The 20789-nt window shown below is 72.7% G+C and carries 19 protein-coding genes; 9 read left to right on the top strand and 10 right to left on the bottom strand.

The features are described 5' to 3' along the window. Nucleotides 1–182: 182 nt before the first annotated feature. Nucleotides 183–3680 carry a double-strand break repair helicase AddA gene (gene addA, locus ACLBX8_RS15805; RefSeq protein ID WP_447715474.1) on the bottom strand — a complete coding sequence of 1166 codons (3498 nt, stop codon included), beginning with the start codon at nt 3678–3680 and terminating at the stop codon, nt 183–185. A 212-nt stretch (nt 3681–3892) separates the two neighbouring features. On the opposite strand from addA, the gene minC (ACLBX8_RS15810) reads away from it, so the two are divergent. The 5 genes from minC (ACLBX8_RS15810) to ACLBX8_RS15830 all read left to right on the top strand — a co-directional run bounded on the left by minC (ACLBX8_RS15810) (nt 3893) and on the right by ACLBX8_RS15830 (nt 7737). Continuing rightward, nucleotides 3893–4561, top strand: coding sequence for a septum site-determining protein MinC (gene minC / locus ACLBX8_RS15810; protein WP_447715518.1), 669 nt, complete (start codon nt 3893–3895; stop codon nt 4559–4561). A gap of 233 nt (nt 4562–4794) precedes the next feature. Next, nucleotides 4795–5523, top strand: a complete 729-nt coding sequence (gene minC, locus ACLBX8_RS15815; protein ID WP_447715475.1) for a septum site-determining protein MinC — start codon at nt 4795–4797, stop codon at nt 5521–5523. 13 nt (nt 5524–5536) lie between these two features. Beyond that, nucleotides 5537–6352: a septum site-determining protein MinD gene (gene minD, locus ACLBX8_RS15820; protein WP_020093046.1), complete on the top strand. Its 816-nt coding sequence runs from the start codon at nt 5537–5539 to the stop codon at nt 6350–6352. Continuing rightward, entirely contained in the window at nt 6349–6690 is a 342-nt protein-coding gene (gene minE, locus ACLBX8_RS15825) for a cell division topological specificity factor MinE (RefSeq protein ID WP_042672278.1), read from the top strand. The genes minD and minE overlap by 4 nt, the downstream gene beginning before the upstream one ends. Before the next feature lie 162 nt (nt 6691–6852). Next, nucleotides 6853–7737: an alpha/beta fold hydrolase gene (locus ACLBX8_RS15830; RefSeq protein ID WP_447715476.1), complete on the top strand. Its 885-nt coding sequence runs from the start codon at nt 6853–6855 to the stop codon at nt 7735–7737. On the opposite strand, the gene ACLBX8_RS15835 is transcribed toward ACLBX8_RS15830, so the two are convergent. Both ACLBX8_RS15835 and ACLBX8_RS15840 read right to left on the bottom strand, forming a co-directional pair. After that, a complete protein-coding gene (locus ACLBX8_RS15835) occupies nt 7727–9163 on the bottom strand; it encodes a cytochrome P450 (RefSeq protein WP_447715477.1) in 1437 nt (478 codons plus the stop codon). The two genes, ACLBX8_RS15830 and ACLBX8_RS15835, sit on opposite strands and share 11 nt — an antisense overlap. Before the next feature lie 77 nt (nt 9164–9240). Further along, the gene (locus ACLBX8_RS15840; RefSeq protein WP_447715478.1) at nt 9241–11889 is read right to left on the bottom strand and encodes an ABC transporter transmembrane domain-containing protein; all 2649 of its coding nucleotides are present in this window, start codon (nt 11887–11889) and stop codon (nt 9241–9243) included. 362 nt (nt 11890–12251) lie between these two features. On the opposite strand from ACLBX8_RS15840, the gene typA reads away from it, so the two are divergent. Together typA and ACLBX8_RS15850 are read left to right on the top strand one after the other, a co-directional pair. Continuing rightward, nucleotides 12252–14075, top strand: a complete 1824-nt coding sequence (typA, locus tag ACLBX8_RS15845) for a translational GTPase TypA (RefSeq protein WP_020093051.1) — start codon at nt 12252–12254, stop codon at nt 14073–14075. Nucleotides 14076–14223: 148 nt separating this feature from the next. Continuing rightward, complete coding sequence (locus ACLBX8_RS15850) at nt 14224–14475, top strand: RAG2 PHD domain containing protein (protein WP_419544807.1); 252 nt, start codon at nt 14224–14226, stop codon at nt 14473–14475. A 50-nt stretch (nt 14476–14525) separates the two neighbouring features. Here the strand turns inward: ACLBX8_RS15850 and ACLBX8_RS15855 are convergent, their stop codons facing one another. The 5 genes from ACLBX8_RS15855 to cysK all read right to left on the bottom strand — a co-directional run bounded on the left by ACLBX8_RS15855 (nt 14526) and on the right by cysK (nt 17056). After that, nucleotides 14526–14684, bottom strand: coding sequence for a hypothetical protein (locus tag ACLBX8_RS15855; RefSeq protein ID WP_447715479.1), 159 nt, complete (start codon nt 14682–14684; stop codon nt 14526–14528). Then, nucleotides 14681–14995: a hypothetical protein gene (locus ACLBX8_RS15860; protein ID WP_091680525.1), complete on the bottom strand. Its 315-nt coding sequence runs from the start codon at nt 14993–14995 to the stop codon at nt 14681–14683. The genes ACLBX8_RS15855 and ACLBX8_RS15860 overlap by 4 nt, the downstream gene beginning before the upstream one ends. Beyond that, nucleotides 14995–15174, bottom strand: a complete 180-nt coding sequence (locus ACLBX8_RS15865; protein ID WP_447715480.1) for a hypothetical protein — start codon at nt 15172–15174, stop codon at nt 14995–14997. The genes ACLBX8_RS15860 and ACLBX8_RS15865 overlap by 1 nt, the downstream gene beginning before the upstream one ends. Before the next feature lie 81 nt (nt 15175–15255). Then, complete coding sequence (locus tag ACLBX8_RS15870; RefSeq protein ID WP_447715481.1) at nt 15256–15759, bottom strand: hypothetical protein; 504 nt, start codon at nt 15757–15759, stop codon at nt 15256–15258. Nucleotides 15760–16081: 322 nt separating this feature from the next. Continuing rightward, complete coding sequence (cysK, locus tag ACLBX8_RS15875) at nt 16082–17056, bottom strand: cysteine synthase A (protein ID WP_070999936.1); 975 nt, start codon at nt 17054–17056, stop codon at nt 16082–16084. 230 nt (nt 17057–17286) lie between these two features. Between cysK and ACLBX8_RS15880 the strand changes: the two genes are divergently transcribed. Continuing rightward, nucleotides 17287–18285 carry a TAXI family TRAP transporter solute-binding subunit gene (locus ACLBX8_RS15880; protein ID WP_447715519.1) on the top strand — a complete coding sequence of 333 codons (999 nt, stop codon included), beginning with the start codon at nt 17287–17289 and terminating at the stop codon, nt 18283–18285. A gap of 12 nt (nt 18286–18297) precedes the next feature. Here the strand turns inward: ACLBX8_RS15880 and ACLBX8_RS15885 are convergent, their stop codons facing one another. Then, nucleotides 18298–18834, bottom strand: a complete 537-nt coding sequence (locus tag ACLBX8_RS15885; protein WP_026604914.1) for a GcrA family cell cycle regulator — start codon at nt 18832–18834, stop codon at nt 18298–18300. 509 nt (nt 18835–19343) lie between these two features. Between ACLBX8_RS15885 and ACLBX8_RS15890 the strand changes: the two genes are divergently transcribed. Continuing rightward, entirely contained in the window at nt 19344–20531 is a 1188-nt protein-coding gene (locus ACLBX8_RS15890; protein ID WP_082558089.1) for a patatin-like phospholipase family protein, read from the top strand. A gap of 53 nt (nt 20532–20584) precedes the next feature. Here ACLBX8_RS15890 and ACLBX8_RS15895 read toward each other — a convergent pair whose 3' ends face one another. After that, complete coding sequence (locus tag ACLBX8_RS15895) at nt 20585–20713, bottom strand: hypothetical protein (protein WP_012320301.1); 129 nt, start codon at nt 20711–20713, stop codon at nt 20585–20587. Nucleotides 20714–20789: the final 76 nt, after the last annotated feature.

Below are 20789 nucleotides of genomic sequence, written 5' to 3' on the forward strand. Positions count from 1 at the left end.
GAACGGGCAGAGGCCCGCGCGGTCCGGTCAGAATTGGCGACGGCCCGGCGCCCGGTCAAGAAGTCCGGTCGCCGGGGGAGGGCGGGGGTGCCCGGGACGCACGGCTCTCTCGGTCAATCGCCGCGCCGCGACGTGCGCTGGCGCATGCGGACCGCTTCCGGGCACGCGCCCTAGGGCACGGCTCACGCCTCGATCCCGATCCGGTCCAGGGCCGTCGCGACGTCGTCGGAATCGAGGGCGCGGATCACCGGCCCCGAGGTCCAGACGAGAATCGGCCGGATCGTCCGGCCCGGGTAGATCTGCGCGAGGAGGCGCGCGTAGAGGGCGATCTGGCCGGCCTCCGCGGCGGGCAGCGGCGCGCCGGGCTCGGGCGGGCGCCCGGTCTTGAAGTCGGCGAGGTGCACCGTGTCCGCCGTCACGGCGAGGCGGTCGACGCGCCCCTGGACCACCCTCTCTGTCCCGCCGGCACGGACACGCCCCGACAGCGCCACCTCCGCGCGGGCGTCCCGGGCGAAGAGCGGCGCGAGGTCGGGGGCGTCGATGATCCGCAGGACTGACCGGACGATCGCGGGAGCGGCCGCGCGCGGCAGACCGGGCGCCCGGGCCTGCACGAAGGCGCGCCCGGCCGTCTCCCGGCGGTCCGGCTCGACCCGGGGCAGGTGCTGCAGCAGGGCGTGGGTCAGGATCCCGCGGCGCCGGGCCTGCGCGTCGGCGAGGCGCGGCGGCGGCACGCGCGTTCCGTCCGCCGCCTGCAGGGCGCCGGACGGGTTCAGGGCCTCGGAGGTCGGTTCCGGCGGCACCGGGCCGCGCAGCCAGTCGGGCTCCGGCCCGGCCTCCGCTCTGGCCGACGCGGCACCCGCGGCGGGGGCGGGATCCGGCGGGGCGCCGTCCTGCCAGAGGGTCGCGGGCCCGTAGGGGAGTTCCAGCGCCCGGCCGGCGCCGAGTGCCGCCTCCAGGCCGGCCTGGATCATCCGGCACCACGCCGCCTCGGTCTCGCGCTCGTGGCCGCGGAAGGGCGCCACGATCAGCCGGTCGGCCGCGCGGGTCATGGCGACGTAGAGCAGGCGGTTGTGCTCCTGCCGGGCCTTGGCGAGCAGGGCCGCCCTCGCCGCGTCGGTGGCGGCGCAGTCCTGCGTCCGCCCGCCCGACCAGACCGGCGGGAGCGCGATCTCCGTCGCCGGGAGCGGCAGGAGGGGCGGATCGTTGCGGCCGAGGGGCTCGCACCCGTCGAGGATCACCACGACCGGCGCCTCCAGGCCCTTGGCGCCGTGGACCGTCATGACCCGGACCTCATCGCGGCCCGATTCGAGGTCGCGCTTGACCGTGTGGCCGGCCTCGGCCCCAACGTAGCGGGCGAGGAAGCCGCCCAGCGACGGGGCGTCCTCGCCGGTCTCGGCCTGGGCGGCGGCGGCGAGGAATACGTCGATCGCGTCCCCGGCCTCGCCGCCGAGGCGGGCGACCAGCTTGGCCCGGCCGCCCTGCGGCCCCAGGAGCCGGGCGTAGAAGCCGAACGGGCCGTGGAGCCCCGCCAGGGCGATCCAGCCCGACAGGGCCTCGAGCCCGCGCCGCGCGGCCGCGTCGCCCGCCGCGGCGTGGCGGTGCAGGGCATCCTCCAGGGTCTCGGCGAGGTCGCGGCGGGCGGCGATCCGCACGAGGTCCTCGTCGGTGAGGCCGACGAGCGGCGTCTTGAGGGCGGTGGCGAGGGTCAGGTCGTCGGCCGGCAGGAGGCCCGCCCGGCCGGCGGCGACCAGGTCGGCCACCGCGATGTGGGCGGAGACCTCGAGCCGGTCCTGCCCGGCGACCGGGACGCCGAGCCCCTTCAGGGCGCGGATCACCTCCTCGAAGGCCGGCCCGCGCTTCCGGACCAGGATCAGGACGTCCCCGGGGCGCCAGATCCGGCCGGTCGCGTCCCCCGCGGTGGTCCAGGCGCGCACCGCCTGCGCCACCCGCCGGGCGGTGACGATCGCGGGAGCGCTGGTCTCGGGCGCGTCCACGGGGGCGGTCCAGGCATCGGGCTCCGCGGCCGGCTCAGGCTCGGCGATCGGCCACAGCTCGACGGCGCCGGGCGCGCCCGGCCGGGCGCTGGCGTGCACGGTCGTGCGCACCGTGTCCTCGAACGACAGGCCCTCGTTGTGGGCGTCGAGGGCGAAGACCGCGTCGACGGCGCGCAGGACGAGGCCGGTCGAGCGGAACGACAGGGTGAGCGGCACGTCCTCGAAGGTCAGTCCGGCCGAGCGCGATTCCGCGATCCAGGACGCGCGGGTCAGGGCGAATTCCCGCGGCTCCGCGCCCTGGAAGCCGTAGATCGACTGCTTGGGGTCGCCCACCGCGAAGCGCGTGCGGCTGCCGGACCGCGCGCCCTCGCCGGCGGCGAATTCCTGCGTGATCGCCCGCAGGATCGCCCACTGCTCCGGGTTCGTGTCCTGCGCCTCGTCGACGAGGACGTGGTCGATGCCGCGGTCGAGCTTGTACAGGACCCAGCCGGCGCCGACGCGGCCGAGCAGGTCCAGCGCCTTGTGGATCAGGTCGTCGAAGTCGAGGGCGCCGAGGCGCGCCTTCTGCGCCTCGACGCGGCGGTGGATCTCGGCGGCGATCTGGAACAGCGCCTGCGTGCGGGCGTGGGCCCGGGCGGCGCGCAGGCGGTCGAACAGGGGCTCCAGCCGGTCCCGCTCGGCGAGCAGCGCCGCCTTGGCGCCGGCCGGCACGCCCTTGGTCCCCAGGCTGCTGTCGGCCTTGGGCTCGTCCTTCTGGGTGAAGAAGACTGCGCGGTAGAGGGCGAGCGCCTCGGCCCGGTCGGGAAGGTCCGCGGAGCGGAGCCGCTCGGCCTCGGCGGCTTCGAGCGCGTCGGCGAGCTTCTCGTCGTTGGCCTTGCCGGTGCGCAGCGCCGCGACCAGCGCGGCGCGCTCCTCCGGGCGGCACCCGGGACCGCCCTCGAGGATCCCGGCCTCGATCCGCTCGGCGGATTCCTCGGCCGCCAGCCCCAGCGCCCCGTGCAGCCGCCCGAAGGCCCGCTCCAGGCCGGCGGCGTCGCCGATGAAGCTCCGCGCCCGCATGGCCGCCCGGATCGCCGCCCGCAGGGTGTCGCCCGTGGCTTCCGGCGTGACCCGCGCGAGGGCCGCGCTGAGCGGCGTGTCGCCGTTCGCGACGGCGTCGGCCAGGACGTTGGCCATCTCGATATCGAACAGTTCCCGGGCCTTGGCCTCGTCGAGCACCACGAAGCGGGCCGGCACGTTCGCCTCGAAGGGGAACATGTGGAGCAGCCGCTCGCACAGGGCGTGCAGCGTCTCGATCTTGAGGCCGCCCGGCGTCTCGACCGCCCGGGCGAAGAGGCGGCGCGCCAGCCGCAAGCGCTCGGGCCCGGCGCGCTCGCCGGTGAGCTCTGCGAGTTCGGCGGCGAGGGTCTCGTCGTCCAGCGTGACCCAGCGGCCGAGCAGCCGGAAGACGCGGATCGCCATGTTGGCCGCGGCGGCCTTGGTGAAGGTCAGGCAGAGGATCCGGCCGGGCGGCGCCTCGTCGAGGAGCAACCGGACCACCCGGTCGGTGAGGACCTTGGTCTTGCCCGCGCCGGCATTGGCCGAGACCCAGGCGGAGGCGCGCGGGTCGGCCGCCCGACGCTGGTTGGCGCGGGTCAGGTCGTCGACGACGAAAGGGGCGGGGGCGTGCGGGGTGACGCTGCTCAACGGTCCGGTCCGGCTCGGCTGCCGGCTCTCTCTACAACAGAAACGCGCCCGCGGGCCCGCCAAGGCGTCACACCGGCCCTCGCGGGATTGCCCCCGACGCGGCGCCGTCCCATGGATGCAGACGATCCCTTCCGCGCACACCGAACACACCCGTGACCCAGCCGACATCCGAGCCGGCGCGCCCGCCGATCCGCTTCCGCGGCCGCTCCTTCATGGCCACCGTCCTGGCGCCGATCCCCCCGGTCGCCGACTGGTTCGGCGACCTCGACGCCCTCAACCGCCGCGCCCCGAACTTCTTCGCCGGCCGGCCGGTGATCCTCGACCTGTCCGGATTGCGGCTCAACCGCGAGGATCTCGACGGTCTGCTCGCCGAGCTGGCCGTCCGCAACATCCCGATCCTGGGGATCGAGGGCGCGGCGCCGTCGCTCCTGGATTCCGCGACCCCGCCGGCCCTGTCGGGCGGGCGCCCCGCGGGGGAGATCGCCGCCCCGGACGAGTCGGCCGCGGACGCGCCCGCGCCGGCCGAACCGCAGACCAGGGAGACGGCCCGCTCGCTGATCCTCGACGCCCCCGTGCGCTCCGGCCAGACCGTCCTGCACCTCGAGGGCGACGTCACGGTGCTGGGCGCCGTGGCGTCGGGCGCCGAGGTCATCGCGGGCGGCTCGATCCACGTCTACGGCGCCCTGCGCGGCCGCGCGATCGCCGGCGCCGCCGGCAACCCGACGGCGCGGATCTGGTGCCGGCGGTTCGAGCCGGAGCTGGTCGCGATCGACGGTCTCTACCGCGCCGCCGACGACCTCGACCCGGCCTTCCGGGGGCAGGCCGTGGAGGTGCGGCTGCTGGAGGACGCGATCAAGCTGAACCTGTTCGAGCGAGGTTGAGAGGCTTCGCAGCTCCGGCGTTCGGGCCGTCGGTTAACGGCCTTTCCGCCCGCGCAGAACCCACGGAGACCGGGGCCGAGCCCCCCGCGACGCGCGCGCCCGAGGGCGTGAGACCATCCTCCGCTGCCCCGATACAAGGATCCCGGCAGAATTTGCCGACCGGATCAGAAACTTAACCCTTCGGTAACCATACCCGCCGTCAATGGTCCGGTAAGGACTCTTAACGGGCGGACATGAGCGACACCCTCCCCGAGCCGATCGACCCGGAGACCGCCACAGCGGCGGCTCCTTCCGCGCCCCGGCCGCTCAGCCTGCGCGGGCGGGCCTTCAAGGCCCTGGCCCTCTCCCCCGAGCCGCCGCTCCCCGAGTGGCTCGCGGGCCTCGACGCGGCGCTCAAGCGCTCGCCGACCCTGCTGAAAGGCCGGGCCGTCATCCTGGACTGCGCCCAGCTCAAGCCCGAGCCGGACGCGCTCGAGACGCTCATGAACGAGCTCAAGGCCCGCGGCATCGCGGTCCTGGGCATCGAGGGGACCGACGCGGTGGTGGACGGCCTGCCGCCGCTGCTGGTCAAGGGGCACCCGTCCGAGACGATCGAGATCCCGAGCGTCCCGGCCGAGCCGGAGCCGCAGGTGGTCACCTCGATCACCGTCGAGGGCTCGGTCCGCTCCGGACAGAGCGTCATCAACCCGACCGGCGACGTGACCGTGATGGGGTCCGTCTCCTCCGGGGCCGAGATCCTGGCCGGCGGCTCCATCCACGTCTACGGCGCCCTGCGCGGTCGCGCGATCGCCGGAGCCGCGCGCAACCCGCGCGCACGAATCTACTGCCGCAAATTCGAACCCGAGTTGCTGGGGATCGACCGCCTCGTGCGGACGGCGGAGGACATGGGCACGGCCCTGCGCGGCAAGGCCGCCCAGGTCTGGCTCGATGGCGGCAACATCCGAATGGCAAGCCTGGATTAAGGGAGATCGACGCGTGGCAAAGGTTCTCGTCGTCACATCGGGCAAGGGCGGCGTCGGCAAGACGACGACGACCGCGGCCCTTGGAGCGGCCCTGGCCCAGGGCGGGCAGAGCGTGTGCGTCGTCGACTTCGACGTCGGCCTGCGCAACCTCGACCTCGTCATGGGCGCCGAGCGCCGGGTCGTCTACGACCTCATCAACGTGGTCAACGGCGACGCCAAGCTCCCGCAGGCGCTGATCAAGGACAAGCGGCTCGAGACCCTGCACCTGCTGCCGGCCTCGCAGACCCGCGACAAGGACGCGCTCACCGATGAGGGCGTGGCCCGGGTGATGGACGAGCTGCGCGCGAAGTTCGATTGGGTGATCTGCGATTCCCCCGCCGGCATCGAGCGCGGCGCCCAGCTCGCCATGCACCACGCCGACGTGGCAGTGGTCGTGACCAACCCCGAGGTCTCCTCGGTGCGCGACTCCGACCGGATCATCGGCCTCCTCGATTCCAAGACCGCCAAGGCGGAGAAGGGCGAGGACATCGAGAAGCACCTGATCCTCACCCGCTACGACCCGATGCGGGCCGACCGCGGCGACATGCTCAAGACCGAGGACGTGCTCGACATCCTGTCGATCCCGCTGCTCGCGATCATCCCGGAGAGCCAGGAGGTGCTGCGCGCCTCGAACCTCGGCTGCCCGGTGACGCTGAACAACCCGCTCTGCGCCCCGGCGCGGGCCTATGCCGACGCGGCCCGCCGGCTCAAGGGCGAGTCCGTGCCGATGAGCCTGCCGGTCGAGCGCAAGTCCTTCCTCGACAAGCTGTTCATGCGGAGGGCGGCGTGAGCATCCTGGGACTGTTCCAGAAGCGCAGCTCCGGCGCGGTCGCCCGCGACCGCCTGCAGCTGATCCTCGCCCACGAGCGCGCGGAGTCGGGTCGCCCCGACCTCGTGATCCAGCTCCGGGAGGAGATCCTGGCGGTGATCGCCAACCACGTCGCGGTGGAGCCCGACAAGGTGAAGGTCACTTTGGAGCGCGGCGAGGGTGTCTCGACCCTCGGCCTCGACATCGAGCTGCCGCTCGGTGCCTCGGGCAAGCTCGACGCCAAGCTGGCCGCGAAGCTCGCCGAGGTCGCCGCCAAGAAGGGGGCCGCCAAGCCGGCCTCCTCCAAGAAGGCCGCTTGAGCCGGGCGGGGAGCGTCCCCGCCGGCACGGAGATCCACGCGCCGCGCCCGGTCCGCCGGGTGCGGCTTCGTCGTTCCTTCCACGAACTCCGGTCCCGACTCTCGACCGGGCGCCCCGTCGCGCCATCTCGGAAACCCGGGGGAGGCCGATGAGAAGATCGCCATGCCGAGCGCCACGACGGACGACGGGATACGGCTCCACTACGAGGAGAGCGGCCAGGGGACGCCGCTGATCTTCGTCCACGAATTCGCCGGCGATCACCGCAGCTACGAGGCGCAGCTGCGCCATTTCGGCCGGCGCTACCGCGCGGTCGCGTTCAACGCCCGGGGCTACCCGCCCTCCGACGTTCCGGAGGCCGTCTCGGCCTACGCGCAGGCGCGCGCCGCCGACGACATCCTGGCCGTCCTCGACCATCTCGGCGCGCCGAAGGCCCACGTCGCCGGCATCTCCATGGGCGCCTTCGCGACCCTGCATTTCGGCCTGCGGCACCCCGACCGGGCGCTGTCGCTGTGCCTCGGCGGCTGCGGCTACGGCGCGGAGCCGGAGCGGCAGGCGCTGTTCCGCGCCGAGGCGGACGCCACCGCCGCGATGCTCCTCCGCGACGGCATGGCGGCCTTCGCGGAGCGCTACGCCGTCGGGCCGACGCGGGTGCAGTTCGAGACCAAGGACCCGCGCGGGCACGCCGAGTTCAGGCGGATGCTCGCCGAGCATTCGGCCCTCGGCTCGGCCAACACCCAGGCCGGCGTGCAGAAGGGGCGGCCGTCGCTCTACGATCTCACGGACGAGCTGGGGCGCATGACCGTCCCGACCCTGATCGTCGCCGGCGACGAGGACTGGCCCTGCCTCACCCCGAGCCTGATGCTCAAGCGGGTCATCCCCTCCGCCGCCCTCGCCATGCTGCCCAATACCGGCCACGCCCTCTCGGTCGAGGAGCCCGACGCCTATAACCGCCTGCTGGACGACTTCCTGGCGCAGGTGGAGAGCGGCCGCTGGCCGATGCGCGATCCCCGGGCGACCTCGGCGACGATCACCGGGATCAGGGGCTGACCGGCGCGCGGGGGATCAGCCGGAAGCGCGCGGGGCGATCCGGCTGGGTCGTCACGACCGCCTGGGGCAGAACCGGCTCGCGCTCGTCGAGCACCAGCCGGAACCGCTGGAGCACCCGCGCCAGGGACAGGACGGCCTCGCTCAGGGCGAACTGCGCGCCGATGCAGACCCGCGGGCCGGCCCCGAAGGGCAGGTAGGCGAAGCGCCGCGGGCCGGGGGCGCCGGGCAGGAAGCGGCCCGGATCGAACGCGTCGGGATCCGACCAGAGCGACCGGTGCCGGTGCAGAACCCAGGGGCTTACCATCACGATGTCGCTCGCCTTCACGGCGTGGCCCGCCACTGTGTCCGGGCCCAGCGCCCGCCGGACGACCACGAAGGCCGCCGGGTACAGGCGCAGGGTCTCGTCGATCACCGCGCGGGTCAGCGGCAGCCGCCCGTCACTCTGGCAGCCGGTGGGGTCGGCGAGGTCGGCGGCCCGCGCCTCGGCGGCGACCCGCTCCTGCACCTCCGGGGCGAGGGCCAGCAGGTAGGCCGCCCAGAACAGCGTGCCGGCCGTGGTCTCGTGGCCCGCCAGGATCATGGTGGCGACCTGGTCGCGCAACTCGTCGGGCGTGAAGGCGGCGCCGGTATCGGGATTGCGCGCGGCCGCGAGCAGGTCGAGCAAATCGCCCGAGCGGGACCTGTCCCCCTCGACCGCCCGGCGCGCCGCGATGATCCGGTCGAGGAAGGGGATCCACCGGCGCCGGAACCGGCGGCGCGACCAGTCGAGGGGCACCGGCCAGCCCGGGGGGGTGACGATGTCGAGGAGGTGCGGCCGCCCCATCCGCTCGGCGTACTCGGCGATGAACTGGCGCAGCTCGGCGCCGTGCTGGTCCATCCCCACCGAGAACATGGCGCGCCCGGCGATCTCGAGGGCGAGCCGGTAGAAGGACGTGAACAGGTCGACCGGCCCCGCCGCGGCCTCGGCGGCGATGCGCTCCATCCCGTCGGTCACGGCCGCGGCGATGTGGGGCACGAGGCCGTCGATCGCCCGCGGCGTGAAGGCCGGCGCCAGGGTGCGCCGCTGATGCCGCCACGCCGAGCCCTCGCTGATCAGGAGACCGTCGCCGAGGATCGGGCGCAGGATGCGGGTCGTCCCGGTGGTGCGGGCGTAGTTCGCCTGATTCTCGACGAGCACCCGGCGGATCGCCTCGGGGTCGTTCAGCACGAAGCTCGACCGCCCGAGCAGGCCCCGGCGGGTGACCGGCTCCTCGAAGGCGCGCCGGGGGAAGCCCGCGAGCGCGTTGTCGCGGATCGACCGCAGGTAGGCGGGCAGCGGCAGCTCGCGCTCGGGCGGGGCGCGGTGCGGCGGCACCACGCGCGGCGTCCCGGCGAGGCTCGGGATCGTCCGGTCCGGGGTCGCGGTGGCGTCCGAGAATGTTGGCATGGGGTGCCATCCTGTGCCGGAGACGGGCAGCCCTGTAAACCGCCGGCCGCGCCCCGCGCGGACCGGTCACGCTTACGTCATTCCGCCGCCGTGCGCAGGCGCGCTTCGGCACTCTGGATCGGCAGGCGCGCGAGGAACCGGGCCGGGTCGGATTCCGGCGACAGGCTCGCCACGAGGCTCGCCCGGGGCAGGGCGGTCTCGGTCACGTCGAGCAGCGTGTCGACGCCCCGCTCCAGGTGCTCGTCCACCCGGTCGACCACGAGGATCTCCGGCTCGCGCAGGATCGCCCGCGCGAGGCCGACCCGCACCCGCACGCGCTCGGCGAGCAGCTGGCCGCGGTTGCCGACCTCCTTCTCGAGGCCGCGCCGCTGGATCGGCCGCTCCAGGTCGAACTCCCGGAACACCGCGCGGGCCTCCTTCTGGATCAGCGCCTCGCCGTGCATCCGCGCCGTGTCGATGCGGCCGAAGAGCAGGTTGTCGAGGACGGTGCTGCGCGGGTTGATCCGGTTGGGGTCGTAGGATTCGACGTCGCAGCCGTCGTCGCCGTGCATGAAGCCCTGCACGACCGCCCGCGCGCCGACCATGCGCTTGGCGAGGGTCTCGTCGAGCAGCCCGAAGCGCATCCGCGGCTCGACATAGGCGAGGGCCAGCGCGAGGAAGGCCACGCTGTCGGTCTCGCTCAGCCGCCCGTCCTCGGGCAGGCGCGCGAGCCGGCGCAGGTAGTCGGGCAGCGCGTCCGGGGTGATCAGCGAGAACCGCCGGAACAGCGGGTGGCCCGGCGGCACGTCGGCGAAGATGTCCTTGAGGTTGCTGGCGATGGCGACGCCCATCCGGTCGAGCTCGTCGAGGAGCTTCACCTTCTCCAGCGCGTCGCGGAACAGGGGGACGCCGGCGAGGCGGCGCGGATCCGTCAGCGTCGGGTCGCGGGGGACGCCGAACAGCAGGTTCTCCCCGACGGTGGCCTGCTCGTTGTAGTGGCCCCGGGCGAAGGGGATCACGAGGTCGGCGAGACCCTTCTGGGCGAAATGCTCGCGCAGGTGCTCCCGCGCCGCGATCATACGCTGGCCCACCGGCGTGTCGTGGGCGACCGAACTCAGGGCGCCGAGCCCGAACCGGTAGAGCTCGTCGCCGAGGTCGAGCCGGCCGAGCAGGTCGAGCAGGCGCTCGTCGAGCTCGTCGGCATCCCGGACGCCGAGGCGCTTGAAGTCGATCCAGGGGTCCTCGACGCTGTCGCAGGGGTTGCCGGTCTTCACCGCCTCGTTGATCCGCGCCTTGCTGAGGTCGAGGCTCTTGGTGCGCAGCGGGTGCACGCGCAGCCCGTAGAGGACGTTGTCGCGCAGCGTCCCGGGGAACAGCACGGGCTGGACGCCCGCGTAGGCGATGCGCCGCGCGTGGTCGCGGCGCGGCAGCGTCGAGAGGTCGTGCTCGCCGATCCGGACCGTGCCCCCGGGCGGCGCCTGGAGCCCGGCGAGCACGCGGATGAATTCCTGCGCGATCGCCCCGGGCGGGACCACGGCGACCTGCCCGGGGAGGCGCACCTCCGCGTCGCCGACCTCGATCAGGGAGCCGCCCTGCGGATCGCGCAGCTGCAGGCCCTCGAGCCGCAGCGGCCCGCCGAGCCGGGGCGCCGAGCGCTCGGATTCGTGCTCGGCCGGCAGGAGGCGCTGCGGGCCGAAATGCGCCGCCACGGTCTCGTACTTGACCTCGACGTCGAGGCGCTGCTGGTCCCAGTCGATCAGCTCCTTGAGGGGCGGCGGCAGGTCCCGGTAGGCGGCCAGGACCGCCACGAGCTGGCCGATGTCGAGCTGGCCCTTCAGGGCGAAGTAGCCGCCGATCGCGTAGAACAGGAACGGCGTCACCTGCGCGAGCAGGTTGTTGAGGTATTTGACCGCGAACTTGCGGCGGTAGATCCGCAGGCGCAGGTCGTAGAGCCGGTAGAGGCGGCCGCCGATCTCCGCGCGTTCCCAGCGGCCGGTGTCGTTCAGCGTCACCGCCTGCAGGCCGTCGAGCACCTCGGCGACGCGCCCGGCCAGGGCGCGGGACGCGATCTGGCGCTGGCGGCTGAGGCGGATGATCTCCCGCCGCAGCCGCGGGATCACGGTCATCTGCACGGCGACCATGCCGCCGGCCGCGATGCCGAGCCAGATGTTCTGCATCATGATGAAGGCCAGCGCCGTCGCGGCCTGAGTGCCCAGGAACACCGGCACCACGATCGCGTCGCCGATGAAGGAGCCGATCGGCTCGACCTCGTCCCGGATGATCGTCGCGGTCTCGGAGGATTTCACCTCCCGCTGCGTCTCCGGGGAGAAGCGCAGCATCAGCGAGAACAGCTGGAACCGCAGGCGGCGCAGCATCCGCTCGCCGAGAATGCCCTTCTGGAGGTTGATCCAGAACTTGAACGCGCCGTTGATCAGGACGAGGCTGAGGAACAGCGTCGACAGGCTGAGCAGCAGCTCGAACCGGTCGAGCTGGAACCCCTCGAACAGGTGCGTCTTGCCGCCGCCCAGGAAGGCGGGCCACTCGACGGTGAGCTCGAGGAACGGCGCGGTCGCCTCGCCGTGCGCGTAGGCCTTCCCCGTGATCGCGTCGTTGACGATGCGCTTCGGCAGGTCGAGCGAGGCGAAATAGAACGGAAGCGACGCCAGCACGACGGCGCAGATCCGGAGCTGCGCGACCTTGGAGTAGCGCCAGATATACGGGAACAGCCGCGGCTCAAGCGCGCGCATCGTGTCCTTCCGACGAAAGCCCGCCCTGGCGGCCCGACGGCCGAATCGCCGCAGCCGGACGCCTGATCCTGGTCGATACGCTACCCGAGGGATCCGGTTTCATCCAATACAGCCCGATAGGCGCGGACTCCCGCCGGCCGCGGTGTCATCGCGCCGTCATATAGGGCACTCGGCGCCGGATCCCGACGCCGATCTTCCCCCAGCAATCCCGGTCACGCGAGGCCCCCATGACCTCAGCGGCCTTGCCCAAGCGCGCGCGTCCTTATATTGCGACGCAACCACCACGACTCCGTACCTGAACCGGCGCGGACGGCCGCGCCGCGCGGCCGCCAGGGAGCCGGCACAACCCGTTTCGGGCCGCCATGAAACTGCGCAACATCGCCATCATCGCTCACGTCGACCACGGCAAGACGACCCTCGTCGACAAGCTGCTGGCCCAGTCCGGCACCTTCCGCGAGAATCAGCGGGTCGAGGAGCGGGCGATGGACTCGAACGACCTCGAGAAGGAGCGTGGCATCACGATCCTCGCCAAGGCGACCTCGGTCGTCTGGAAGGACACCCGCGTCAACATCGTCGACACCCCCGGCCACGCCGATTTCGGCGGTGAGGTCGAGCGCATCCTGTCGATGGTCGACGGCGTGATCGTGCTGGTGGACGCCGCCGAGGGGCCGATGCCCCAGACCAAGTTCGTGGTCGGCAAGGCGCTCAAGATCGGCCTGCGCCCGATCGTGGCGATCAACAAGGTCGACCGTCCGGATGCGCGGATCAACGAGGTCGTGAACGAGGTGTTCGACCTGTTCGCCGCCCTCGACGCCACCGACGAGCAGCTCGACTTCCCGATCCTCTACGGGTCGGGCCGCAACGGCTGGATGGCCGACAGTCCGGACGCGGACCCGTCGGTCGGCCTCGAGCCGCTGTTCGACCTCGTGCTCAAGCACGTGCCGCCGGCCCGGACCGAGGAGGGGCCGTTCCGGATGCTCGGCACCCTGCTCGAGGCCAACCCGTTCCTCGGCCGCATCATCACCGGCCGCATCGCCGCGGGCTCGGTGAAGCCGAACCAGCAGATCAAGGTGCTCGACCGTCACGGCAAGGTCGTCGAGACCGGCCGCGTGTCGAAGATCCTCGCCTTCCGCGGCCTGGAGCGCGCGCCGATCGACATCGGCGAGGCGGGCGACATCGTGTCGATCGCCGGTCTGATCAAGGGCACCGTCGCCGACACCTTCTGCGACCCGCAGGTCGAGACCCCGATCCAGGCGCAGCCGATCGACCCGCCGACCGTGACGATGTCGTTCATCGTCAACGACAGCCCGCTCGCCGGCACCGAGGGCGACAAGGTCACGAGCCGCATGATCCGCGACCGCCTGTTCAAGGAGGCCGAGGGCAACGTCACGCTCAAGATCGAGGAGGCGGCCGACAAGGACAGCTTCTACGTCTCGGGCCGCGGCGAGCTGCAGCTCTCGATCCTGATCGAGACCATGCGCCGCGAGGGCTTCGAGATCGCCGTGTCGCGGCCGCGGGTCGTGTACGAGCGCGACGAGGCCGGCGGCCTGCTGGAGCCGATCGAGGAGGTCGTGATCGACGTCGACGAGGAGCATTCCGGCGTCGTCGTCCAGAAGATGTCCGAGCGGAAGGCCGAGATGCTGGAGATGCGGCCCTCCGGCGGCAACCGCCTGCGCCTCGTGTTCCACGCCCCGACCCGCGGCCTGATCGGCTACCAGGGCGAGCTGCTCACCGACACCCGCGGCACCGCGATCATGAACCGGCTGTTCAAGGCGTACGAGCCCTACAAGGGCGAGATGCCGGGCCGGCGCAACGGCGTGCTGATCTCCAACGACCAGGGTGAGGCCGTGGCCTACGCCATGTGGAACCTGGAGGACCGCGGCCCGATGATGATCGAGCCGGGCTGGAAGGTGTACCAGGGCATGATCGTCGGCGAGCACAACCGCGAGAACGACCTCGAGGTGAACGTGCTCAAGGGCAAGAAGCTCACCAACATCCGCACCACCTCGAAGGACGAGGCCGTGCGCCTCACCCCGCCGATCCGGATGACCCTGGAGCGCTCGCTGGCCTGGATCCAGGACGACGAGCTCGTCGAGGTGACGCCGAAGTCGATCCGCCTGCGCAAGGCGATCCTCGACCCGAACGACCGCAAGCGGGCCGAGCGGTCGAAGGAGAACGCCGCCTGAGGCGCGCGACCGTCACCGATCGTGAACGACCGGCAACCGGGCGCTCAGGCCCGGTTGCTGATGTGGCCCTTATTCCTGGCCGCTCTCGGACCCATCGAACCCTTATGCCGGGGGCGATACTTCGATGGGGCGGACCCGAGAGGCCCGCGTGAACCCCGTGACACCGATGCCCGTCGCGCTGAACCCGCTTCCGTCGCTCGCGCAGGCCGCCGCCGCGCCGCCCTCATACCTCGTCGGCCAGGACGGCGAGGGTCACTGGGTCGCCGTCGAGACCGGTGGGCGTGCCGGAGGCATCTTCCGCAGCCGCCAGGACGCGATCCGCTACGCCTGTGTCGAGACCGGCTGCCGTCCCGGCGACGTCCCGCTGGCTTCCGGGCCGATCCCCTTCCGACTCTCCTGAGCCGCGCGCCGCCGCGCGGGGGATGCCGCCGCGGCGGCATCCCTGTCGCGTCAGCTGCCCCCGGGATCGGTCTCGTCGTTCTGCGTTCCGCCGGCGGGCGTCCCCTGGCCGGGCTTGCCCTCCGTCTTCTCGTTCGGGTCCTTGACCGCGTCGGGGGCGACGTTCTTCGGCTTGTCCGGCTTCGAGCCGGTCTCGCGACGCTCGGTCATTCCCGATTCTCCCGCTCCGCCCGGTAGTGGCCGTCCGCGACCTTCGTGTCGGCGGCCGGGCCCCGCGAGGCCTTCTGGTCCGAATGGCCGCCCGAGGAGCCGCCGATCGCGGGCGGCGCGCGCCCCGGCTCTCCGGCCGTGCCCCATTCCGCCTTCGGTTCGGTCCGCGGCGCCTCGCCGGAGCCCATGTCGGTGATCGCCGCCTGATCGGCCGTCTGATGGCCGCCCCCGGCGGGCGGGCTCCCGCGCGAACCGACCTTGTCGTCGGGCTTGCGGGTGACGGTCCCGGATTCGCTCGTCGGCCTGACCATCAGCGCTTCCCGTCGTCCTGGCCGACGGCGGCAGTGGCGCGGTCGATCGCCTCGCCGAGATCGGTGCCGGACCGCGCCTTGTCCTCCATCTGGCCGAGCTTCTCGCGCGGCATCTCGGTCTCGTTGGCCACCGCGGCCTCGGCACTCTCCCGCGCGGGTCGTCCGGTCTGTTCTGTCATGGCTCGCCTCTCTGCCTGTTCGGGGGACAACGGAGGCGGCCGGGGAGGGTTGCGCGAACTGGGCGACCGGAGGCGGTCGGTTCAGGTCTCCGGCCCGACGATCCGGGGCAGGACGGCCTGCATGAGGCGCCGCGCCGCATCCTCCGCGGCCCCGCGATCCGATGCCCGCGCCTCGATCGTCAGCAGATCGCCGTCCCGGAGGATGACCGCGGTCGCCCCGGCGCCGCCGTCCAGCGCGTACACGCTCAACCAGCCGATCGCCGGGCCGGCGGGCAGGGCCGAGAGCCGGCAATCCGGATTGCGCCGCACGCAGAGCGCCTCGAGCGCCGCGAGGGTCGTCCAGCCCGAGCGGACCCGGGCCTCGGTCCCGTCCGTCAGTCGGCCGAGCCGCAACGCGATCGACGGGGCGCCCGCGCAGGCGGCGCAGTGCAGGCCGAGCTGCCCGGCCTCCGCCCGCGCCGTGGCCGCCGGTCCGAGCGCCGATCGGGCGGCTTCGGCCAGGCCGGTCAGGTCGTGGACCGCGAAGCCCCGGGCCATCGCCGCCTGAGCCCAGAGGCCGAACACGAGAAGCAGGAGGCCGCGCATGAGATCGTCACTGTCCGTTCGCCGGCCGGCGTTAGCGGAGAGATTTTCTGGCGTCCAGGCACGGCAGGTCGCAGTGTTGATCCGAAAATTGCGCCCAAAACTCAGTATTATGCTGCGAATAAGTTCTGAGAGAGACAGATACTGATCAAAGAAAAATGATTGTATGACTGTGATAAAATGAAAAATTTCGTGGGTCGCGACGATCGTGTCCGTCCCCGGCGGACCGGAAGCGCGCGCGGATCCACATCGCCGCGATCCGCGCCGGTGCGATTCGATCGGCTCTCCGTAGGGGAGCGGCCCGAAGGCCGCTCCGATGGCCGGTTCAGCCGATCCCGTCGAACAGTGCCGAGGAGATGTAGCGCTCGGCGAACGAGCAGGCGACCGTCACGATCCGCTTGCCCTGGAACTCGGGGCGCTTGGCCAGCTCCAGCGCCGCCGCGACGTTGCCGCCGGTGGAGATGCCGCCGGGGATGCCCTCCAGCCGGGCGAGCGCCCGGGAGGTCTCGAACGCCGCCTGGTTGGTGACCTTCAGGACGCCGTCGAGGATGTTGGTGTGCAGGTTGTCGGGGATGAACCCGGCGCCGATGCCCTGGATCTTGTGCGGGCCGGGCTGGCCGCCGGAGATCACCGGGCTGTCCTCCGGCTCCACCGCGAAGACCTTCAGGTTCGGCAGGCGCGGCTTCAGCACCTCGCCGACGCCCGTCACGGTGCCGCCGGTGCCGACGCCGGCCACGAACGCGTCGAGCTGGCCGCCCGTGTCGCTCCAGATCTCCTCGGCGGTGGTCTTCCGGTGGATCTCCGGGTTGGCCGGGTTCGAGAATTGCTGCGGCATGACCGAACCCGGGATCTCCTTCAGGAGCTCCTCGGCCTTGGCGATCGCGCCCTTCATGCCCTGCGCGCCCGGCGTGAGCGCCAGCTCCGCGCCCAGGAAGGCGAGCATCTTGCGCCGCTCCAGCGACATCGTCTCGGGCATCACCAGGATGAGCCGGTAGCCGCGGGCCGCCGCCGTGAAGGCGAGGGCGATGCCGGTGTTGCCCGAGGTCGGCTCGACCAGCGTGCCGCCGGGCTGGAGCTTCCCGGAGGCCTCCAGGGCGTCGATCATGTTGACGCCGATGCGGTCCTTCACGCTGGCGATCGGGTTGAAGAACTCGAGCTTCAGCAGGATCTCGGCGTCGACGCCGTGCTCCTTGGGCAGCCGGTTCAGGCGCACCAGAGGGGTGTTGCCGATCGTCTCGGTGATCGAGCCGTAGACACGGCCGTGGCCGACCTTCGCCGGTGCGTTGAGGGTATCGGCCATCGCGGAACTCCTGCTCGTGGTGACGGATCGGACAGATGTCGTATCCGGGAGAGGCCCCGCCAAGGGATCGCCCTCGCGTGGGGAGGCTTGACCGGCCCGGACGGGAGGCTGCGATATCGCGTTGCCGCGGCCGGAGCAATCGGGCTAAGTGCCGTTGCCGAAAGTTCTTTCCGGAATCGGGCGAACTTTCAGAGCGGGGTGGAAGACCTTTATTGAGCGGCCCTTTCCTCATGGAATTCTATTCTCCAGCCTGCCCGGCCACGGCCGGCGCTGCCGGACCGTTCGGCGCAACCGGCAGGCGGGGCCTCCCTCTTCGGCCGACTCGTCGGGCCGCTTTTCTGGCGGGCCTCGGGCTGGTCCTGGCGCGGCCGGCGCGCGCCGCCGAGGCGCTCCGCGTCGTGCTCGCCACCGCGACGCCGGGGGGCGGCTTCCCGGCCTTCGGGGAGGCCTTCGCCGGCGCGGTCGCGGCCGCGGACCCGGCCCTGACCGTCGAGCGGCGCGCCACCGGCGGGTCGTCCGAGAATGTCGGCCTCCTCCGCGCCGGCCGCGTCGATCTCGGCCTCGTGCAGGGCGAGTACGCCTACCCGGCCCTCGCCGAGGGCGGCGGCCTGACCGTCCTGGCGCCGATGTACCCGACGCCGGGCCTGTTCGTGGTGCCGGCGGCCAGCGCGATCCGCTCGGTGGCGGACCTGCGCGGGCGCAGGGTCGTGCTCGGCACGCACAAGTCCGGGCTGACCGTCATGGGCCGCAGCGTCCTCGGCGCCTCGGGCCTCGATCCCGAGCGCGACATCAGTCCGATCCTGCTCGACCGGGCCGGCGACGGCCCGGCCCTGGTGCGGGAGGGCCGCGCCGACGCGCTCTGGGGCGGCGGCCTCGATTGGCCGGGCTTCCACGCGCTGGCCGCGGATCCGGGCGGGGCCCGCTTCTTCGGACCGTCCGAGGCGGGCATCGCGCGCCTCGCGCAGCCCGGCGCGGCGACGCGGCGCCCCACGGTTCCGGCCGGCAGCTTCGCCGGGCAGGCGGAGCCGATCGCGACGGTGGGATCCTGGAGCTTCGTGATCGCGCGGCCCGGCCTCGACGAGGAGACGGCCTACCGGATCGTCCGGGCGCTGGCGCGGACGGATCTCACCGAAGCGCAGCCGAGGAACCTCGTCGGCCTCGTCCCGGCGGACCAGGTCAATCCCGGCACCGCCCGCGTCCTGCGCGAAGCCGGCGTCACGCTGCGCTGACGGCGCGGCGGCTCAGCGGAACGAGGCGACGCGGCGATCGCGCTTCCGCTCGGCGGCGGGCTGGTAGGCGATCTCGGCGTGGTGGGTGCAGTACGGCAGGCCGGTGATCGAGCGGGCGCCGCAGAAGCGGAATTCCGGCGTCGTCGGGTCGCCGAGGGGCCAGCGGCACATGGATTCCCGGAGGTCCATGATCGTGACGCGCTCCGACACCGCGAGGGCCACGGGCGCGGGCGCCGCGGCCGGCGCGGGCGCCGGGAAGTCCGGGGCCGGACGGTGGGCCAGGATCGCGACCGGCTCGGGCGCCTGCGTCTCGACCACCGCGATGGCGGTCTCGATCTCGACCGTCTTCGACGGCGGGACGGCGGTGGCGGCTTCCTCGCCGCCGCGGGCGCGACCGGCCAGACCCAGGCGGTGGACCTTGCCGATCACCGCGTTGCGGGTGACGCCGCCGAGTTGCGCCGCGATCTTGCTGGCGCTCTGCCCGTCTTCCCACAGGCGGCGCAGCAGCGCCACGCGATCGTCCGTCCAGCCGAGACCCGCTTCCATCATCCCCTCCGCCCCCTGCGGCTCGGCCGCGTTCCCGAAGGCCAGTCCGCGTCTTCCAGGCCGACAGGAGCCGTTATCCCGGCCGACCGTGTCGCCGCGCAGACCGCGCCCCCGCGCACCGGCTGCCGCATCGCGTGCGACACCCTGTCTCGCCAGGCCACGGGGGAACCCTAGCGCGGCGCTCGCGAACGTTGCAAGGGCGGGCGGTCGCCGGGCACGGGCCGCCGCGACGCCTGTCCACCGGCAATGACCCAGGCCGGCCCGGGTCGGCCGGGTCCGGCGCGATCCTGCGCGGCCCCGGCGCGGTCCCGCCGGTGTCCGGTACGGCGCCGCACCGTCCGGGCCGCCGGCCGCAGCGGCCACGCTTGCGCCCCGATCGCGTGGGATCGTGACCCCACCGCAACAGCGCGGCCTTATCGTTCCTCCGAAGCCGGCTAAGACGGAACAGGCGATACGGCCAAGCTCGTTCCGTGTGGCAGAGTGGGCGCGTTTCGCGGTTCGAGGAAGTGACGATGGGTGTTCGTCAGGTCAGCCTGCGCATGGCGGTGGCGTTCGGGCTGGCGGGTCAGGTCGCGGCCTGCGGCAGCGTTCCGCGGACCCCCTACAGTGCCGAGCAGGCGGCCTTCGCCACCGTGCCGGGCATCCCCGGCGCGCGCGTCTTCGCGGACGCGTCGGTGGACACGATCGCGGCGCTCGCCGCCAATCCGGAGCGGCGCCTCAAGGGCTTCACCTACCTGGCCCTGTCGGGCGGCGGCGGCGACGGCGCCTACGGGGCGGGCGTGCTCAACGGCTGGACGGCGTCCGGCAAGCGGCCCGAATTCACCCTGGTCTCCGGCGTCTCGACGGGCGCGCTGATCGCGCCCTTCGCCTTCCTGGGCCCGGCCTACGACCCCTACCTGACCGAGTTCTACACGAGCGGCGTCGCCAGCGAGCTGGTGGCCTCGCCGAACCTGGCCAACGTGCTGTTCGGCTCGGGCCTGTTCGGCGACGGGCGCCTGCGCAACCTCATCGACCGCTACGTCACGGACGACCTCCTCAAGGCCGTGGCCGAGGAGCACGCGAAGGGCCGGCGCCTGCTGGTCGTCACGACGAACCTCGATTCCCAGCGCGCGGTGATCTGGAACATGGGCGCCATCGCGGCGAGCGGGGTGCCCAACGCCCGCCAGCTGTTCCGCGACGTCCTGGCGGCCTCGGCCAGCATCCCGGCGGTGTTCCCGCCCCAGTTCATCGACGTCTCGGCCGGCGACGCGCGCTTCCAGGAGATGCATGTCGACGGCTCGGTGGTGACCCCCGTCTTCACCCTGCCGCAGACCCTGCTGCTGCGCGACGGGCGGATCCGCACCGGCGGCAAGGCTGAGATCTACGTGGTGATCAACGGCCGCCTGGAGCCGGAATTCGAGGTCACCAAGGACAACACGCTCTCGATCGTCGAGCGCTCCTTCACCACCGCGAGCCGCGCCCGCTCCCGCGCGACGCTGACGGCGACCTACGCGCTGGCCCGCACCAACGGCATCGGCTTCAATCTCACCTACATCGACGAGAACGGCCCCAAGGCGTCCGCCGCGAAGGGCTTCGACACCGCCTACATGCGGGCCCTGTACGAGGCCGGTTACGAGAAGGGCCGGACCGGCACCTTCTGGCAGCACTCGATCCCCGCCGCGCCGGTGCTCAGGGAGACCGCCAGCGCCGTGGCGAACTGATCGCCGAACGGTGCTGCCGCGCGCCCCGTCCGGGCGCGCGGCGGACAGGGCCGCTACTTGCCCAGGATCTTCGTCACGAGGCGGCCGAGCGGCGTCGCCGTGCTGGCGTTCCGGTCGTCCCGGTCGACGGGGCGGTTCTCGTTGCCGAGGATCTTGGTGACGATGCGTCCGATCAGGTTCATGGGTCGGCCCTCCGGTATCGCGCCCAAATGGCGCAGCTTCCCCAACAACGGGTCAGGCGCGGGCCGCGTTCCAGCC

Source organism: Methylobacterium sp. D48H, from assembly GCF_053345715.1.

Bases quoted from the DNA above. Each gene is read 5' to 3' on its own strand.
- minC (WP_447715518.1), top strand. From the start codon at position 3,893: ATGGCCACCGTCCTGGCGCCGATCCCCCCGGTCGCCGACTGGTTCGGC.
- minC (WP_447715475.1), top strand. From the start codon at position 4,795: ATGAGCGACACCCTCCCCGAGCCGATCGACCCGGAGACCGCCACAGCG.
- ACLBX8_RS15830 (WP_447715476.1), top strand. From the start codon at position 6,853: ATGCCGAGCGCCACGACGGACGACGGGATACGGCTCCACTACGAGGAG.
- ACLBX8_RS15835 (WP_447715477.1), bottom strand. From the start codon at position 9,163: ATGCCAACATTCTCGGACGCCACCGCGACCCCGGACCGGACGATCCCG.
- ACLBX8_RS15840 (WP_447715478.1), bottom strand. From the start codon at position 11,889: ATGCGCGCGCTTGAGCCGCGGCTGTTCCCGTATATCTGGCGCTACTCC.
- typA (WP_020093051.1), top strand. From the start codon at position 12,252: ATGAAACTGCGCAACATCGCCATCATCGCTCACGTCGACCACGGCAAG.
- ACLBX8_RS15855 (WP_447715479.1), bottom strand. From the start codon at position 14,684: ATGACCGAGCGTCGCGAGACCGGCTCGAAGCCGGACAAGCCGAAGAAC.
- ACLBX8_RS15860 (WP_091680525.1), bottom strand. From the start codon at position 14,995: ATGGTCAGGCCGACGAGCGAATCCGGGACCGTCACCCGCAAGCCCGAC.
- ACLBX8_RS15865 (WP_447715480.1), bottom strand. From the start codon at position 15,174: ATGACAGAACAGACCGGACGACCCGCGCGGGAGAGTGCCGAGGCCGCG.
- ACLBX8_RS15870 (WP_447715481.1), bottom strand. From the start codon at position 15,759: ATGCGCGGCCTCCTGCTTCTCGTGTTCGGCCTCTGGGCTCAGGCGGCG.
- cysK (WP_070999936.1), bottom strand. From the start codon at position 17,056: ATGGCCGATACCCTCAACGCACCGGCGAAGGTCGGCCACGGCCGTGTC.
- ACLBX8_RS15880 (WP_447715519.1), top strand. From the start codon at position 17,287: ATGGAATTCTATTCTCCAGCCTGCCCGGCCACGGCCGGCGCTGCCGGA.
- ACLBX8_RS15885 (WP_026604914.1), bottom strand. From the start codon at position 18,834: ATGATGGAAGCGGGTCTCGGCTGGACGGACGATCGCGTGGCGCTGCTG.
- ACLBX8_RS15890 (WP_082558089.1), top strand. From the start codon at position 19,344: ATGGGTGTTCGTCAGGTCAGCCTGCGCATGGCGGTGGCGTTCGGGCTG.
- ACLBX8_RS15895 (WP_012320301.1), bottom strand. From the start codon at position 20,713: ATGAACCTGATCGGACGCATCGTCACCAAGATCCTCGGCAACGAGAAC.